Source organism: Citrobacter portucalensis (assembly GCF_023374935.1).
GTDB lineage: Bacteria > Pseudomonadota > Gammaproteobacteria > Enterobacterales > Enterobacteriaceae > Citrobacter > Citrobacter portucalensis.
Genome location: NZ_CP092466.1, coordinates 3,826,497 through 3,839,955 on the forward strand (window position 1 = coordinate 3,826,497; position 13,459 = coordinate 3,839,955).

The following is a 13,459-nucleotide window of genomic DNA, read 5'->3' on the forward strand; positions in this document are numbered from 1 at the left end:
CCATGAGCTTGCGATGAGTTTTGATATAGCCAAATACCCGACCCTGGCGCTGGTCGACTCCACCCAGGAGTTACGTCTGCTGCCAAAAGAGAGCCTGCCAAAGCTTTGCGACGAACTGCGCCGCTATTTGCTCGACAGCGTAAGCCGTTCCAGCGGGCACTTCGCCTCTGGTCTGGGCACGGTGGAACTCACCGTCGCGCTGCACTATGTCTACAACACCCCGTTTGACCAGTTAATCTGGGATGTGGGACATCAGGCTTATCCGCACAAAATTCTGACTGGTCGCCGCGATAAAATCGGCACCATTCGTCAGAAAGGCGGCCTGCATCCGTTCCCATGGCGCGGTGAAAGCGAGTATGACGTACTGAGCGTTGGGCACTCTTCAACCTCCATCAGCGCAGGTATCGGTATTGCCGTTGCCGCCGAGAAAGAAGGTAAAGAGCGCCGTACCGTGTGTGTGATTGGTGATGGTGCCATTACCGCAGGGATGGCGTTTGAAGCGATGAACCACGCGGGCGATATTAGGCCCGACATGCTGGTTATCCTCAACGACAACGAAATGTCGATTTCAGAGAACGTTGGCGCGCTGAACAATCATCTGGCACAGCTGCTCTCAGGCAAACTCTACTCCTCGCTGCGCGAAGGCGGGAAGAAAGTCTTCTCCGGCGTGCCGCCGATTAAAGAACTGCTTAAACGTACCGAAGAACACATTAAAGGTATGGTTGTGCCGGGAACTCTGTTTGAAGAACTGGGCTTTAACTATATCGGTCCGGTGGACGGTCACGACGTGCTGGGGCTTATTACTACGCTCAAAAACATGCGCGATCTGAAAGGCCCGCAGTTCCTGCACATCATGACCAAAAAGGGTCGTGGCTATGAGCCTGCGGAAAAAGATCCGATAACCTTCCACGCGGTACCAAAATTCGATCCGTCCAGCGGATGCCTGCCGAAAAGCAGTGGCGGCCTGCCGAGCTATTCAAAAATTTTCGGTGACTGGCTGTGCGAGACCGCAGCGAAAGACAATAAGCTGATGGCAATCACCCCGGCGATGCGCGAAGGTTCCGGAATGGTGGAGTTTTCACGTAAGTTCCCGGATCGCTATTTCGATGTGGCGATTGCCGAGCAGCACGCGGTGACGTTTGCTGCCGGTCTGGCGATTGGCGGCTACAAGCCGGTGGTAGCCATTTACTCGACCTTCCTGCAACGCGCCTACGATCAGGTGCTGCACGATGTAGCCATCCAGAAACTGCCGGTCCTGTTCGCCGTTGACCGGGCAGGGATTGTTGGCGCAGATGGGCAAACCCACCAGGGGGCGTTCGATCTCTCCTTCCTGCGCTGCATCCCGGAAATGGTCATCATGACCCCGAGTGATGAAAACGAATGCCGCCAGATGCTGTTCACCGGCTATCACTACAACGACGGTCCAACGGTCGTGCGCTATCCACGCGGCAACGCGGTAGGCGTTGAGCTGACCCCGCTGGAACAACTGCCAATTGGTAAAGGCATCGTGAAACGTCACGGGGAAAAAGTGGCGATTCTCAACTTCGGCACCCTGATGCCGGAAGCCGCTCAGGTCGCAGAGTCGCTGAACGCCACGCTGGTCGATATGCGCTTTGTAAAACCACTGGATGAAACGTTGATCCTTGAAATGGCTGCCCAACACGAGGTGCTGGTTACCATTGAAGAGAACGCCATTATGGGTGGTGCTGGCAGCGGCGTAAACGAAGTGCTGATGGCCCATCGTAAGCCCGTCCCGGTGCTGAACATTGGCCTACCAGACTTCTTCATCCCGCAGGGAACTCAGGATGAAGCCCGTGCCGATCTGGGTTTGAATGCCGCCGGAATTGAGACCAAAATCAAGGCCTGGCTGGCATAATCCCCTCCCCGCTCCTGCTATGCTTAATTCATCACGAGCTAAGCAGGAGTGGATTGATGAAATACAACATCTTAGGAAAAACCGACCTACGGGTCTCCCGCCTTTGCCTGGGTTGCATGACATTTGGCGAACCCAATCGCGGCAATCACGCCTGGACGCTACCTGAAGAAAGCAGCCGCCCGATAATCAAACACGCCCTTGAGGGTGGCATTAACTTTTTCGATACCGCCAACAGCTACTCCGCTGGCAGCAGCGAAGAGATTGTCGGCCGCGCGCTGCGTGATTTCGCCCGCCGCGAAGATGTCGTGGTCGCTACCAAGGTTTTTCACCAGGTGGATGATTTAGCGGAAGGTTTATCCCGCGCACAAATCCTGCGCTCAATCGACGATAGCCTCAGACGCCTGGGTATGGACTATGTGGACATCCTGCAAATTCACCGCTGGGATTACAACACGCCAATCGAAGAAACGCTGGAGGCTCTAAACGACGTCGTGAAAGCCGGTAAAGCTCGCTATATTGGCGCCTCATCCATGCACGCTTCGCAGTTTGCCCAGGCTCTGGCCTTACAGAAGCAACACGGCTGGGCGCAGTTCGTCAGCATGCAGGATCACTACAACCTAATCTACCGCGAAGAAGAACGCGAAATGCTACCGCTTTGCTATCAGGAAGGCGTGGCTGTTATCCCATGGAGCCCACTGGCGCGCGGTCGCCTGACGCGTCCCTGGGGAGAAACAACCGCACGTCTGGTTTCCGATGAAGTCGGTAAAAATTTGTACAACGAGAGCGATGAAAACGACGCGCAAATCGCCGCACGACTGACCGGTGTCAGTGAAGAGCTGGGTGTAACACGGGCACAGGTTGCGCTGGCCTGGCTGCTGAGCAAACCCGGCGTGGCAGCGCCAATTATTGGCTCTTCGCGTGAGGAACAGCTGGATGAGTTGCTCAACGCGGTAGATTTAACATTGAAGCCGGAGCAGATTGCCGAGCTGGAAACGCCGTACAAACAGCATCCGGTGGTGGGATTTAAATAAGCGAGGTTGTAGATTGTAGGCCGGATAAGCATAGCGCATCCGGCACTGATCGCCCGATGTCGCGGCGCTTATCGGGCCTACAATAGCCGCTGAAAAGGGTTAAATGATACCTACCGGCCAGTGATGACCGATAAAATACAAAATTCCGGCAGAGAGTATCCCGGCCACAATATCGTCGATCATGATCCCCGTCCCGCCATGCACGTTGCGATCAAACCAACGAATCGGCCACGGCTTCCACATATCCAGAATACGGAAAATCACAAATCCGGCGGCAACCCACTGCCAGTCGTTGGTCGGCAGCGCCATCAGGGTAATCCACATCCCGACAAACTCGTCCCAGACAATACTACCGTGATCGTGCACGCCCATATCTTTCGCCGTTTGATGGCACAGATAAACGCCGATACAGATAGATAACATCACCACCAGCGAATACAGCTGCCACGGCAGAAAAGTCATTAAATACCAAAAAGGGATCGCCGCCAGCGATCCCATCGTGCCTGGAACAATTGGGCTCAGCCCGCTGCCAAAACCGGTGGCTAACAGGTGCCACGGATTGCGCATACTCAGGCGGCTTTTGGCGACATCTTTTTTAAGGCGCGGCAAAATGGTCATATCCTTTCCAGTCAAACGTGACGGGTTTTCCATCGCGCGTAAAGTGAATGCCTTCCACGTCCGCGCTCATCTGCCCAATGCAGGTAAACGCTGCGCCGAGATTTCCCAGCGCCACTTCCAGCGCACCACGATTAATTTCCGGTACGGTAAAGCATAACTCATAATCTTCACCTCCCGAGAGCGCCCAACGCAGGGCCTGTTCCGGCTCAACGTGCTGTGACAATGCCGTGGAGTATGGCAGCACATCAACGTTAACCCGTGCGCCACAGCCGCTAGCATTAACGATGTGTCCCAAATCGGAAATCAGGCCATCGGAGAGATCGATAGCCGCACTGGCCAGATCGCGCAGGGCTTGTCCCTGCAAAATACGCGGCGTGGGACGCAGATGGCGTTGCAGCAGATAGTCCGCGTCTGTTGCATCTGCAACCTGCAATCGGTTCTGCAAAATCGCCAGCCCGGCCGCACTGTCGCCCGGCGTGCCGGTAACATAAATCCAGTCACCCGGTTTCGCGCCGGAACGTTTTAAGGCCCGCCCAACGGGGACGTAGCCATGGATACCCAGCGTCATCGACAGCGGCCCACGCGTGGTGTCACCACCAATCAGCTGCATATCATAGTAATTGAGGAGTTCAAACAGGCCATCGCTGAAGGCTTCCAGCCAGGCTTCATCGACGTCAGGTAACGTGAGCGCCAGCGTCAGCCACGCAGGATCCGCCCCCATCGCCGCCAGATCGCTCAAATTCACCGCCAGCGCTTTCCAGGCGAGATCGGTCGGATCAATGTCGGGGAGGAAGTGGTTGCCTGCCACCAGCGTATCGGTACTGATCGCCAGCGTTTGTTTTTCAGGGATGTTCAGAAGTGCGCAGTCGTCACCAATACCGGTTTCGACATCAAGACGAGAAGTTCTTACGCGGTCAAAATAACGGGCAATCAGGGAAAACTCGCCACATGCCATACGTTATGCCTCAGCAGAAAAAAAAGAAAAAGCCGGGGACAGCGGAAACAGGTTCCACCATCCAGCCGGCCTCGGGATTACTTTTTGTTGGGGCGAATCACAGGTGCTGCTTTATCCAGTACGCCGTTCACGAATTTGTGGCTATCTTCAGCGCCGAAGGTTTTTGCCAGTTCAATCGCTTCGTTGATGGCCACTTTGTACGGCACATCACTACGTTTAGACAATTCAAACAGCGCAATACGCAGTACGGCTTTTTCTACCTGACCCAGCTCTTCCAACAGACGAGACAGGTAAGGCTTCATTAATCCATCCAGGTACGCGCTGTTAGTCGCCACCCCGGACAGCAGTTCACGGAAATACAGAACGTCGACATCTTTAACGTCCTGTTCCGCCAGGAACTGGTATTCAACATCAGCGATGTCGTTCTGGGACAACTGCCAGGAGTAGAGCGCCTGGACGGCACACTCACGGGCGCGGCGACGAGCAGCAGGTTTCACGGATTTCCCCTTACAAAAATCAGGCCTTGATGGCTTTCAATACATTAATCATTTCAAGCGCAGTCAGTGCAGCTTCTGCGCCTTTGTTACCGGCTTTAGTGCCAGCACGTTCGATGGCTTGTTCAATACTTTCGGTGGTCAGAACACCGAAGGCTACCGGAATGCCACTGTCCTGAGCGACATGCGCCAGGCCATTGCTTGCACCGCCAGCCACATATTCGAAGTGCGCGGTACCGCCACGGATCACCGTACCGAGCGCAATCACCGCGTCGTATTTACCGGTTTTTGCCAGTGCGTCAGCGGCCAGTGGCAGCTCATATGCACCTGGAACCCAAACAACGGTAATGTTTTCATCTTTAACCTGGCCAATACGTTTCAGGGCGTCGATAGCACCTTCCAGCAGGCTGTCATTGATAAAGTTGTTGAAACGCGCAATGGTGATGGCGACGCGAGCGTCCGGGGTAGCAACGTTAGCTTCAATAATGTTCATATTCTTCCTTCGGGTTCGATTTATGGCCCCGTAAGGGGGGCGGATTTTATCATAATATTCTGTGCGCTGCTTCCTCTAAATCAGAAAGCCTCACGCAGTCGTTAAATGCAGGCAAACGTCCGGGCCCACCTGGCGTATCTCATTGAATTTGAAATGGGGTGCGTCAGCCAGTTTCTCAAGGCCTGGAAGCACACATAATCCTCTCGCATCGCTGCCTAACAGTTTAGGCGCAACATACACGATTAGCTCATCGACCAAACCGGCCTGTAATAATGCCCCGGCGAGCGTTGGGCCAGCTTCAACCCAAATGCTGTTAATTTGCTGTTTGCCCAGTTGCATCATTAGCACCACCAGATCCAGATGTCCGTTATGTTCCGGCACCTTCAGGCTGCGCACCGTCTCCGGCCAGCTACGAGGGTCGTCTTCAGTCCGGACAATCCAGGTTTCTCCAGGCTGTTGCACAATTCGGTGCGCCGGTGTGACCTGATTCTGGCTATCAAGAACAATGCGGATTGGCTGACGCAGCTCTTCCTGCGGGTAACTCGCCTGAGTTGACTCCCCAAGCTCCGACCAACGCACGGTAAGCTGAGGGTCGTCTGCCAGCACCGTCGCACTGCTGGTTAAAATGGCATGACTTTGCGCGCGCAAGCGTTGCACATCGCGGCGCGCCTGTGGCGAGGTAATCCACTGGCTTTCACCGCTGGCCATCGCTGTACGGCCATCAAGCGACGCGCCAAGCTTAAGCTGAAGATATGGGAATCCCGTACGCATGCGCTTGAGGAAGCCTTTATTCAATTGCTCAACTTCGCTCATCATCAGCCCGTGGCTGACGTCGATACCCGCCTGCTGCAAACGGTAGAGCCCACGTCCTGCGACCTGCGGATTGGGATCCTGCATCGCCGCAACCACACGCGACACCCCCGCCGCAATCAGCGCATCGCAACACGGCGGCGTGCGACCATGATGACTACAGGGTTCAAGCGTCACGTAGGCAGTTGCCCCCTGCGCTTTTTCTCCAGCCATCCGCAGAGCATGAACTTCTGCATGCGGTTCGCCCGCGCGGTGATGATATCCTTCACCGACGATCTCCCCATCTTTCACAATCACGCAGCCCACGTTGGGGTTGGGGTGAGTGGTAAAACGTCCGCGCGCAGCAAGCTTTAGCGCGCGCGCCATGTACAATTCATCCTGCATGGCTTAGTCCTGTAGGCGAGCAATCTCTTCGCCAAATTCTTTGATATCTTCGAAACTCCGGTAGACAGAGGCAAAGCGGATGTAAGCGACTTTATCGAGCTTTTTCAACTGCTCCATCACCAGGTTGCCAATCATCTTGCTCGGCACCTCACGCTCACCCGTCGCACGCAGCTGTGATTTGATATGGTTTAACGCCATTTCGACGTCATCTGCGCTGACAGGCCGTTTCTCAAGCGCTCTGAGCATGCCGCTGCGCAGCTTTTCTTCATTAAAGGGTTCACGCACATCGTTGCTTTTCACAACGCGCGGCATGACAAGTTCAGCCACTTCAAAAGTGGTGAAACGTTCGTTACAAACCAGACACTGCCGACGGCGGCGTACCGAGGAGCCCTCGCCTACAAGACGAGAGTCAATTACCTTAGTGTCTACGGCGAAACAGAATGGGCAATGCATACGGCGTCCTGTACCTCAGTGGTTAACAGAATCTATTTTACCCTGATCTGCCGTGACAACAAAGGCGCTGCGCTTTTGAGACAAAGGATCGATGCCTTCGTGCTCAGTGCACACTACCATTATGCTATCGCGACAATGAAGGAAGTAATCACAATGACAAGACGTTACCTAAGAATTCTCCTGGTGGGAAGTCTCTTTAGTCTTAGCGCCTGCGCACAGCAAAGCGAAGTACGCCAGATGCATCAAAGCGTTAGCACGTTGAATAAAGAGATGACGCAGCTTAATCAGGAAACGGTAAAAATTACGCAACAAAATATGTTGAATGCAAAATCAACCAGCGGTGCCTATCTGCTGCCCGGCTCCAAAACCCCGGCACGACTGGACAGCCAGATTGGCACCTTACGCATGTCGCTGGTGAACATTGCGCCGAACGCTGATGGTACTCGCCTGACTCTACGAATTCAGGGTGAATCCAACACGCCTTTACCCGCCTTTAGCGCCACCGTCGAGTACGGGCAAATTCAGGGCACCACGGACAACTATCAGGAAGTGAACGTTCATAACCAATTGGTCAACGCTCCGGCGAGTATTCTTGCTCCCAGCGACGTAGACATTCCGTTACAGATAAATGGCCTCACTCCAGATCAGTTAGGATTTGTGCGCATCCACGACGTCCAGCCTGTTAGCCAATAAACTTTTTTGCGGAACGTTTTGTGCGTTCCGCAACATCACTCTGCTTCTTTTTGTTACTCCCCTGACATAACCGATATTTCTGGTAAAACTTGGCAACATTCATGGGAGCCAGTACAATTCGCCGCCTAAAGTACGCAAACGTGAACGCAATCGATTACGTAAATGATAGAACTGTGAAACAAGACATATTTTTGTGAACAATGATTTTTATAATAGGCTCCGAAGAATTACGAAATATTTAGAAACGCAAATTGCGCATTTTTCACTCCCGAAAGGGATTTCAAACAGTGGCATACATATGAAAAAAACATTACTTGCAGCCGGTGCAGTGCTGGCGCTCTCCTCGTCTTTTACTGCCAACGCAGCAGAAAATGACAAACCGCAATATCTGTCCGACTGGTGGCACCAGAGTGTCAACGTGGTGGGTAGCTATCACACCCGTTTCTCCCCGAAACTGAACAACGACGTGTATCTGGAATACGAAGCGTTTGCCAAAAAAGACTGGTTTGACTTCTATGGCTACATCGATATTCCGAAAACCTTCGACTGGGGTAACGGCAACGATAAAGGTATTTGGTCTGACGGTTCCCCGCTGTTTATGGAAATCGAACCGCGTTTCTCCATCGACAAACTGACCGGTGCTGACCTGAGCTTTGGTCCGTTCAAAGAATGGTATTTCGCCAACAACTACATCTACGATATGGGTGATAACAAAGCCAGCCGCCAGAGCACCTGGTATATGGGTCTGGGTACCGATATCGATACCGGTCTGCCGATGGGTCTGTCCCTGAACGTATATGCTAAATACCAGTGGCAGAACTATGGCGCATCCAACGAAAACGAGTGGGATGGCTACCGTTTCAAAGTTAAATACTTTGTGCCGATCACCCAGGTTTGGGGCGGCCAGTTGACCTACATCGGCTTCACCAACTTCGACTGGGGCTCAGATTTGGGTGATGATCCGAACCGCACCAGCAACTCTATCGCATCCAGCCACGTCCTGGCGCTGAACTACGATCACTGGCACTACTCCGTCGTAGCGCGTTACTTCCATAACGGCGGCCAGTGGAAAGGTGGAGATACCCTGAACTGGGGCGAAGGCGACTTCAGCGCGAAATCTACCGGTTGGGGTGGTTACCTGGTCGTAGGTTACAACTTCTAATCCAGACACTGTTTCGCAGACAAGCCAGCTTAACCGCTGGCTTTTTTATGGCTGGTCTTCACAGCGTACTTTACGCAAAAAGTCACTTAGCGAGCGATCTGCCGATTCGCGAAAATGCCTGTCGAGTGGCGTAATCTTCAGACATCGATCAACGCGAAAGCAACGATAATCGTCACGCTTCTCGCACCAGCCAACCAGCAGCCAGTGCTCGCCCCAGAAAAATAATCCCAGCGGCTGAACGTCGCGCCAGGTGAGATTCCCGGACTCATCACGATAATGCAGCGCCAGCACCTGCTGTGCTGAAACCGCGCGATGTATGAGATCGAAGGCACTACGTGAATGCGGCTGATTACCAAAATCTGGCGCGAAAATCCGCGTTTGCTCGGCTCTGCGCCGACTCTCTGGCGGCAATATCGCCAACACTTTTTCCTGCGCGGATTCCAACGCCTGTGAGAGTGAATCCCCACCCCATGTTTTCAGCAATCGAATCGCTACCATCAATGCTTCTGATTCGTGATGCGTTAACATCAACGGCGGTAGATCAAACCCGGCCATTAAGCGGTATCCGCTGCCCACTTCGCCTTCAATAGGCACACCGGATAAAGAGAGATCGCGGATATCGCGATAAATCGTCCGTTCAGAAACCTCAAGACGCTCTGCCAGCAGCGCCGCCGTTGTCACTCGCCTGCCACGCAGGATTTGCACAATCTGAAACAAGCGGTCGGCGCGTCTGCTCATTTTAATCCTCAGTGCTGAAAATATTACGCGGGTTGATGTAAACCAACACGATTGCCTTCGCTGTCAGTAAATAGCGCAATCGTACCAATGTCCTGCCCCAGTTCGAGTGGGCCAAACACACACTGACCGCCAGCAGTGGCGACGCGTTCAAGCGTTGCAGCCAAATCGTCCGTATGCAGATAAATAATAGTGCCCTGCGCTGAAGGCGTAATACCGTCAAATTTAGCCAGCGCCCCGCCGGGAGCGGGATCCTGATGCGGAAATACGGCGAGCTCAGCGCAGTCCATGTTCTCCCGGCGCAAAGAAACCTGCATTACTGGCTCATAAAAAGCGATGGCGCGATCCATTTGTACCACGGGGATTTCAAACCAATTAATTACATTGCTCATACTTCCTCCTGCCTGTGTGGGTAATCTCAGGAGGACTATATGACAGGGCTACTGACAGCATACTGTCAGTAGTGTGGCGACAGGAAAAGATAATTACCTGTCGCTAATTCACAGGCAAAAAAAATCCCGACCTTGCGATCGGGATTCCAGTATCTACACTCCTGGATGGGTTAAGGCAGAATCGACGGTTGATCCGCCCCTTCTTTCTCGACCTTCTGCTGCAGCATGTGCTCACGCTTCATACCCAGCTTCAGCGCCAGCGCCGATGCCACGTAGATAGAAGACGCAGTACCGATGGAAACACCGATCAGCATCGTCAGCGAGAAGCCTTCCAGTACCGGACCACCGAACAGGAACAGCATCAGAATAACCATCAACGTTGTACCGGACGTAATCAACGTACGGTGCAGCGTTTGAGTCAGTGACACGTTAAAGATTTCGTAAGGCGTACCGCGACGAATTTTGCGGAAGTTTTCACGAATACGGTCAGATACAACGATACTGTCGTTCAGCGAGTAACCGATTACCGACATCAGTGATGCGACGATAGTCAGGTCAATCTCGATATGGAACAACGACAGGATCCCAAGTGTGATAATCACGTCGTGCGCCAGCGCGATAACTACCCCTGCCGCCAGTCGCCACTCAAAGCGGAAACCGACGTACACCAGGATTGAGATCAACGCCGCCATCAGCGCCATTGCACCGGTTTGCGCCAGGTCTGCACCCACGCTCGGCCCCACGAATTCAATTCGCTTCACCGCAGCGTTTTGGTTGGTGGATTCGTTAATCACACTCAACACTTTGCTACCCAGCACCTGACCGCCGTCTGCGCCTTCAGTTGGCGGCATACGCACCATAATGTCGTGGCTGCTGCCGAAGTTCTGCAGCAGCGGGTCAACAAAGCCCGCTTTCTCCAGCGCATCGCGCATCACGTCCATATCGGCCGGTTTTTCCAGCGTGATTTCAATAACCGTACCACCGGTGAAATCGAGACCCCAGTTAAACCCGCGTACGCCCATCACCACGATGGCCGCAATCAGCAGGAAACCTGAAATGCCGAAAGCCCAGTAGTCCCAGCGCATAAAGTCCCAGACTTTACGGCCGTGGTTCAATTGTTCAACAGTATATTCCTGTGCCACTTCGCACTCCTCAGATTGACAGCTTTTTGACGCGCTTGCCGCCATACAACAGGTTTACGATGGCACGTGTACCGACAATCGCGGTAAACATCGACGTCGCCACACCAATACCGGTAGTAATCGCGAACCCTTTAATTGCCCCGGTGCCAACTGCGTACAGGATGATGACCTTGATCAGCGTCGTAATGTTCGCATCAAAGATGGAGCTAAATGCGCCCGCATAACCTTCATTGATGGCCTGCTGCACCGAGCGCCCGTTACTCAACTCTTCTTTGATACGTTCGTTGATCAGTACGTTCGCATCGACCGCGACGGCAAGGGTCAAGACGATCCCCGCAATCCCCGGCATACTCAGCGTAGCCCCCGGCAGCAACGACATAATACCGACAATCAGCACCAGGTTAGCAATCAGCGCACTGGTCGCAATCAGACCGAACTTCTTATAGAAGAAGATCATGAACAGGATAGACACCACCAGACCGGCCAGACATGCTTCCAGACCCTGTTTAATGTTCTGCATACCCAGGGTTGGGCCGATGGTACGTTCTTCAACAATCTGAATCGGCGCAATCAACGCACCGGCACGTAACAGCAGGGAAAGCTGGCGTGCTTCGTTCGGGTTGTTGATACCGGTGATACGGAAGCTGTTACCCAGGCGAGACTGGATATTGGCGATGTTAATCACCTCTTCCTGTTTCACCAGTACTGCACGACCGTTGGCATCTTTCTTACCGCTGTCTTTGTACTCCACGAACAGGGTCGCCATCGGCTTACCGATGTTGTCCTTGGTGAAGTTGGACATGATGTTACCACCTGCGCTATCCAGCGAGATGTTAACCTGCGGCTGATTGTATTCGTCCTGGCTGGAAGTGGAGTCGGTGATATGGTCACCGGTCAGGATCACGCGCTTGTACAGCACAACCGGCTGACCTTCGCGAGATTGTTTCACTTCCGAATCACCCGGTACACGCCCGGATGCCGCAGCAGACTGGTCAACGTTGGTATTTACCAGACGGAATTCCAGCGTCGCGGTTGCGCCCAGAATTTCTTTCGCACGCGCGGTATCCTGAATACCCGGCAGTTCGACCACAATGCGGTCAGCACCCTGACGTTGTACCACGGGCTCAGCAACACCCAGTTGGTTAACACGATTACGCAGAATGTTGATGTTCTGCTGTACTGCGTATTCACGGGCTTCGCTCAGGCGCGCATCGGTCATTACCGCACGCAGAGCATTGCTGCCCTGGCTGGAAATAACCAGATCCTGGTGACGTTTGCTCAGGTAAGAGATCGCTTCATCACGGGCGCTGCTATCACGGAAAGTGATGCTCAGACCGTAGTTATCTTCTTTGCGAACGGTAGTATAAGGAATGCCTTTTTCACGCAGATCGCTGCGCAGGCTATCGATATTTTGTTCCTGCAACTTACTCAGCGCGGTGTCCATATCCACTTCCATCAGGAAGTGAACGCCGCCACGCAGGTCAAGACCGAGTTTCATCGGTTCTGCGTGAATGGCAGCCAGCCAGCGCGGGGTTGCCGGAGCAAGGTTAAGCGCCACGACGTACTGATCGCCCAGTACGCCCATTAATACTTCACGTGCGCGCAGTTGGGTATCAGTGGAGTCGAAGCGCGCGAGAATAGCACCCTCTTCCAGAGCCACAGACTTAGGTGTGATTTTATCTTCTTGTAACGTTTTCTGGACCTGGATCAGCGTTTGCTCACTGGCGGCGGCACCGCGCACGCCAGTGATTTGAACAGCCGGATCCTCACCATACAGGTTGGGAAGCGCATAGAGCAGACCGACGACAATAACGACGATCAGCATGACATACTTCCACAAAGGATAACGGTTTAACACGGCAGTTCCCTTTGGGAAAACAATAAATTACAGCGCCTTCATGGTGCCTTTCGGCAGAACGGCAGCTACGAAATCACGTTTGATAACCACTTCAGTGGTGTCGTTCAGCGCGATAGCGATGTAGCCAGATTCTGCTACTTTAGTCACGCGACCCACCAGACCACCGTTAGTCAGTACTTCATCGCCTTTCGCAATGGAGTTCATCAGGTTCTTGTGTTCTTTGGTACGCTTTTGCTGTGGGCGCAGGATCATGAAATAGAAAATCAGACCAAACACCACCAGCATCAGAATCAGAGACATCGGGCTGCCCTGCGCCGGAGCACCTGTTGCCGCTACCGCATCAGAAATAAAAAAGCTCATTCA

At 53.4% G+C, this 13,459-nt stretch carries 15 protein-coding genes; 4 read left to right on the forward strand and 11 right to left on the reverse strand.

The features are described 5' to 3' along the window. The first annotated feature begins 13 nt into the window (after positions 1 to 13). Together dxs and yajO are read left to right on the forward strand one after the other, a co-directional pair. The gene (gene dxs / locus LY264_RS18595) at positions 14 to 1,876 is read left to right on the forward strand and encodes a 1-deoxy-D-xylulose-5-phosphate synthase (protein ID WP_003830996.1); all 1,863 of its coding nucleotides are present in this window, start codon (positions 14 to 16) and stop codon (positions 1,874 to 1,876) included. Positions 1,877 to 1,932: 56 nt separating this feature from the next. After that, positions 1,933 to 2,907, forward strand: coding sequence for a 1-deoxyxylulose-5-phosphate synthase YajO (yajO, locus tag LY264_RS18600; RefSeq protein ID WP_008783931.1), 975 nt, complete (start codon positions 1,933 to 1,935; stop codon positions 2,905 to 2,907). A gap of 99 nt (positions 2,908 to 3,006) precedes the next feature. On the opposite strand, the gene pgpA is transcribed toward yajO, so the two are convergent. The 6 genes from pgpA to nrdR form a co-directional block, all read right to left on the reverse strand. After that, complete coding sequence (pgpA, locus tag LY264_RS18605; RefSeq protein WP_003021578.1) at positions 3,007 to 3,525, reverse strand: phosphatidylglycerophosphatase A; 519 nt, start codon at positions 3,523 to 3,525, stop codon at positions 3,007 to 3,009. Beyond that, on the reverse strand, positions 3,503 to 4,480 hold the full coding sequence (thiL, locus tag LY264_RS18610) for a thiamine-phosphate kinase (protein WP_008783930.1): 978 nt from the start codon (positions 4,478 to 4,480) through the stop codon (positions 3,503 to 3,505). Before thiL ends, pgpA begins: the two co-directional genes overlap by 23 nt. A 77-nt stretch (positions 4,481 to 4,557) precedes the next feature. Further along, on the reverse strand, positions 4,558 to 4,977 hold the full coding sequence (nusB, locus tag LY264_RS18615; RefSeq protein ID WP_000801129.1) for a transcription antitermination factor NusB: 420 nt from the start codon (positions 4,975 to 4,977) through the stop codon (positions 4,558 to 4,560). Positions 4,978 to 4,996: 19 nt separating this feature from the next. Further along, positions 4,997 to 5,467, reverse strand: coding sequence for a 6,7-dimethyl-8-ribityllumazine synthase (gene ribH, locus LY264_RS18620; protein WP_003021575.1), 471 nt, complete (start codon positions 5,465 to 5,467; stop codon positions 4,997 to 4,999). 90 nt (positions 5,468 to 5,557) lie between these two features. Next, entirely contained in the window at positions 5,558 to 6,661 is a 1,104-nt protein-coding gene (gene ribD, locus LY264_RS18625; protein WP_008783929.1) for a bifunctional diaminohydroxyphosphoribosylaminopyrimidine deaminase/5-amino-6-(5-phosphoribosylamino)uracil reductase RibD, read from the reverse strand. Between the two features lie 3 nt (positions 6,662 to 6,664). Further along, positions 6,665 to 7,114 carry a transcriptional regulator NrdR gene (gene nrdR, locus LY264_RS18630; protein ID WP_003021571.1) on the reverse strand — a complete coding sequence of 150 codons (450 nt, stop codon included), beginning with the start codon at positions 7,112 to 7,114 and terminating at the stop codon, positions 6,665 to 6,667. A gap of 153 nt (positions 7,115 to 7,267) precedes the next feature. Between nrdR and LY264_RS18635 the strand changes: the two genes are divergently transcribed. After that, on the forward strand, positions 7,268 to 7,807 hold the full coding sequence (locus LY264_RS18635; protein WP_020996578.1) for a SadB/YajI family lipoprotein: 540 nt from the start codon (positions 7,268 to 7,270) through the stop codon (positions 7,805 to 7,807). A 298-nt stretch (positions 7,808 to 8,105) separates the two neighbouring features. Beyond that, positions 8,106 to 8,969, forward strand: coding sequence for a nucleoside-specific channel-forming protein Tsx (locus LY264_RS18640; RefSeq protein ID WP_003021561.1), 864 nt, complete (start codon positions 8,106 to 8,108; stop codon positions 8,967 to 8,969). Between the two features lie 45 nt (positions 8,970 to 9,014). Here the strand turns inward: LY264_RS18640 and LY264_RS18645 are convergent, their stop codons facing one another. The 5 genes from LY264_RS18645 to yajC all read right to left on the reverse strand — a co-directional run bounded on the left by LY264_RS18645 (position 9,015) and on the right by yajC (position 13,456). Further along, the gene (locus LY264_RS18645) at positions 9,015 to 9,707 is read right to left on the reverse strand and encodes a helix-turn-helix transcriptional regulator (protein WP_048226300.1); all 693 of its coding nucleotides are present in this window, start codon (positions 9,705 to 9,707) and stop codon (positions 9,015 to 9,017) included. A 23-nt stretch (positions 9,708 to 9,730) separates the two neighbouring features. Continuing rightward, positions 9,731 to 10,096, reverse strand: a complete 366-nt coding sequence (locus LY264_RS18650) for a VOC family protein (RefSeq protein WP_048226302.1) — start codon at positions 10,094 to 10,096, stop codon at positions 9,731 to 9,733. 170 nt (positions 10,097 to 10,266) lie between these two features. Next, entirely contained in the window at positions 10,267 to 11,238 is a 972-nt protein-coding gene (gene secF / locus LY264_RS18655; protein WP_003021550.1) for a protein translocase subunit SecF, read from the reverse strand. A 10-nt stretch (positions 11,239 to 11,248) separates the two neighbouring features. Continuing rightward, a complete protein-coding gene (gene secD, locus LY264_RS18660; protein WP_003021547.1) occupies positions 11,249 to 13,096 on the reverse strand; it encodes a protein translocase subunit SecD in 1,848 nt (615 codons plus the stop codon). 27 nt (positions 13,097 to 13,123) lie between these two features. After that, entirely contained in the window at positions 13,124 to 13,456 is a 333-nt protein-coding gene (yajC, locus tag LY264_RS18665) for a preprotein translocase subunit YajC (RefSeq protein WP_003021544.1), read from the reverse strand. Positions 13,457 to 13,459 lie beyond the last annotated feature (3 nt).

Excerpts from the sequence above, each read along its gene's own strand:
- dxs (WP_003830996.1), top strand. The coding sequence starts at position 14 with ATGAGTTTTGATATAGCCAAATACCCGACCCTGGCGCTGGTCGACTCC.
- yajO (WP_008783931.1), top strand. The coding sequence starts at position 1,933 with ATGAAATACAACATCTTAGGAAAAACCGACCTACGGGTCTCCCGCCTT.
- pgpA (WP_003021578.1), bottom strand. The coding sequence starts at position 3,525 with ATGACCATTTTGCCGCGCCTTAAAAAAGATGTCGCCAAAAGCCGCCTG.
- thiL (WP_008783930.1), bottom strand. The coding sequence starts at position 4,480 with ATGGCATGTGGCGAGTTTTCCCTGATTGCCCGTTATTTTGACCGCGTA.
- ribH (WP_003021575.1), bottom strand. The coding sequence starts at position 5,467 with ATGAACATTATTGAAGCTAACGTTGCTACCCCGGACGCTCGCGTCGCC.
- ribD (WP_008783929.1), bottom strand. The coding sequence starts at position 6,661 with ATGCAGGATGAATTGTACATGGCGCGCGCGCTAAAGCTTGCTGCGCGC.
- nrdR (WP_003021571.1), bottom strand. The coding sequence starts at position 7,114 with ATGCATTGCCCATTCTGTTTCGCCGTAGACACTAAGGTAATTGACTCT.
- LY264_RS18635 (WP_020996578.1), top strand. The coding sequence starts at position 7,268 with ATGACAAGACGTTACCTAAGAATTCTCCTGGTGGGAAGTCTCTTTAGT.
- LY264_RS18640 (WP_003021561.1), top strand. The coding sequence starts at position 8,106 with ATGAAAAAAACATTACTTGCAGCCGGTGCAGTGCTGGCGCTCTCCTCG.
- LY264_RS18645 (WP_048226300.1), bottom strand. The coding sequence starts at position 9,707 with ATGAGCAGACGCGCCGACCGCTTGTTTCAGATTGTGCAAATCCTGCGT.
- LY264_RS18650 (WP_048226302.1), bottom strand. The coding sequence starts at position 10,096 with ATGAGCAATGTAATTAATTGGTTTGAAATCCCCGTGGTACAAATGGAT.
- yajC (WP_003021544.1), bottom strand. The coding sequence starts at position 13,456 with ATGAGCTTTTTTATTTCTGATGCGGTAGCGGCAACAGGTGCTCCGGCG.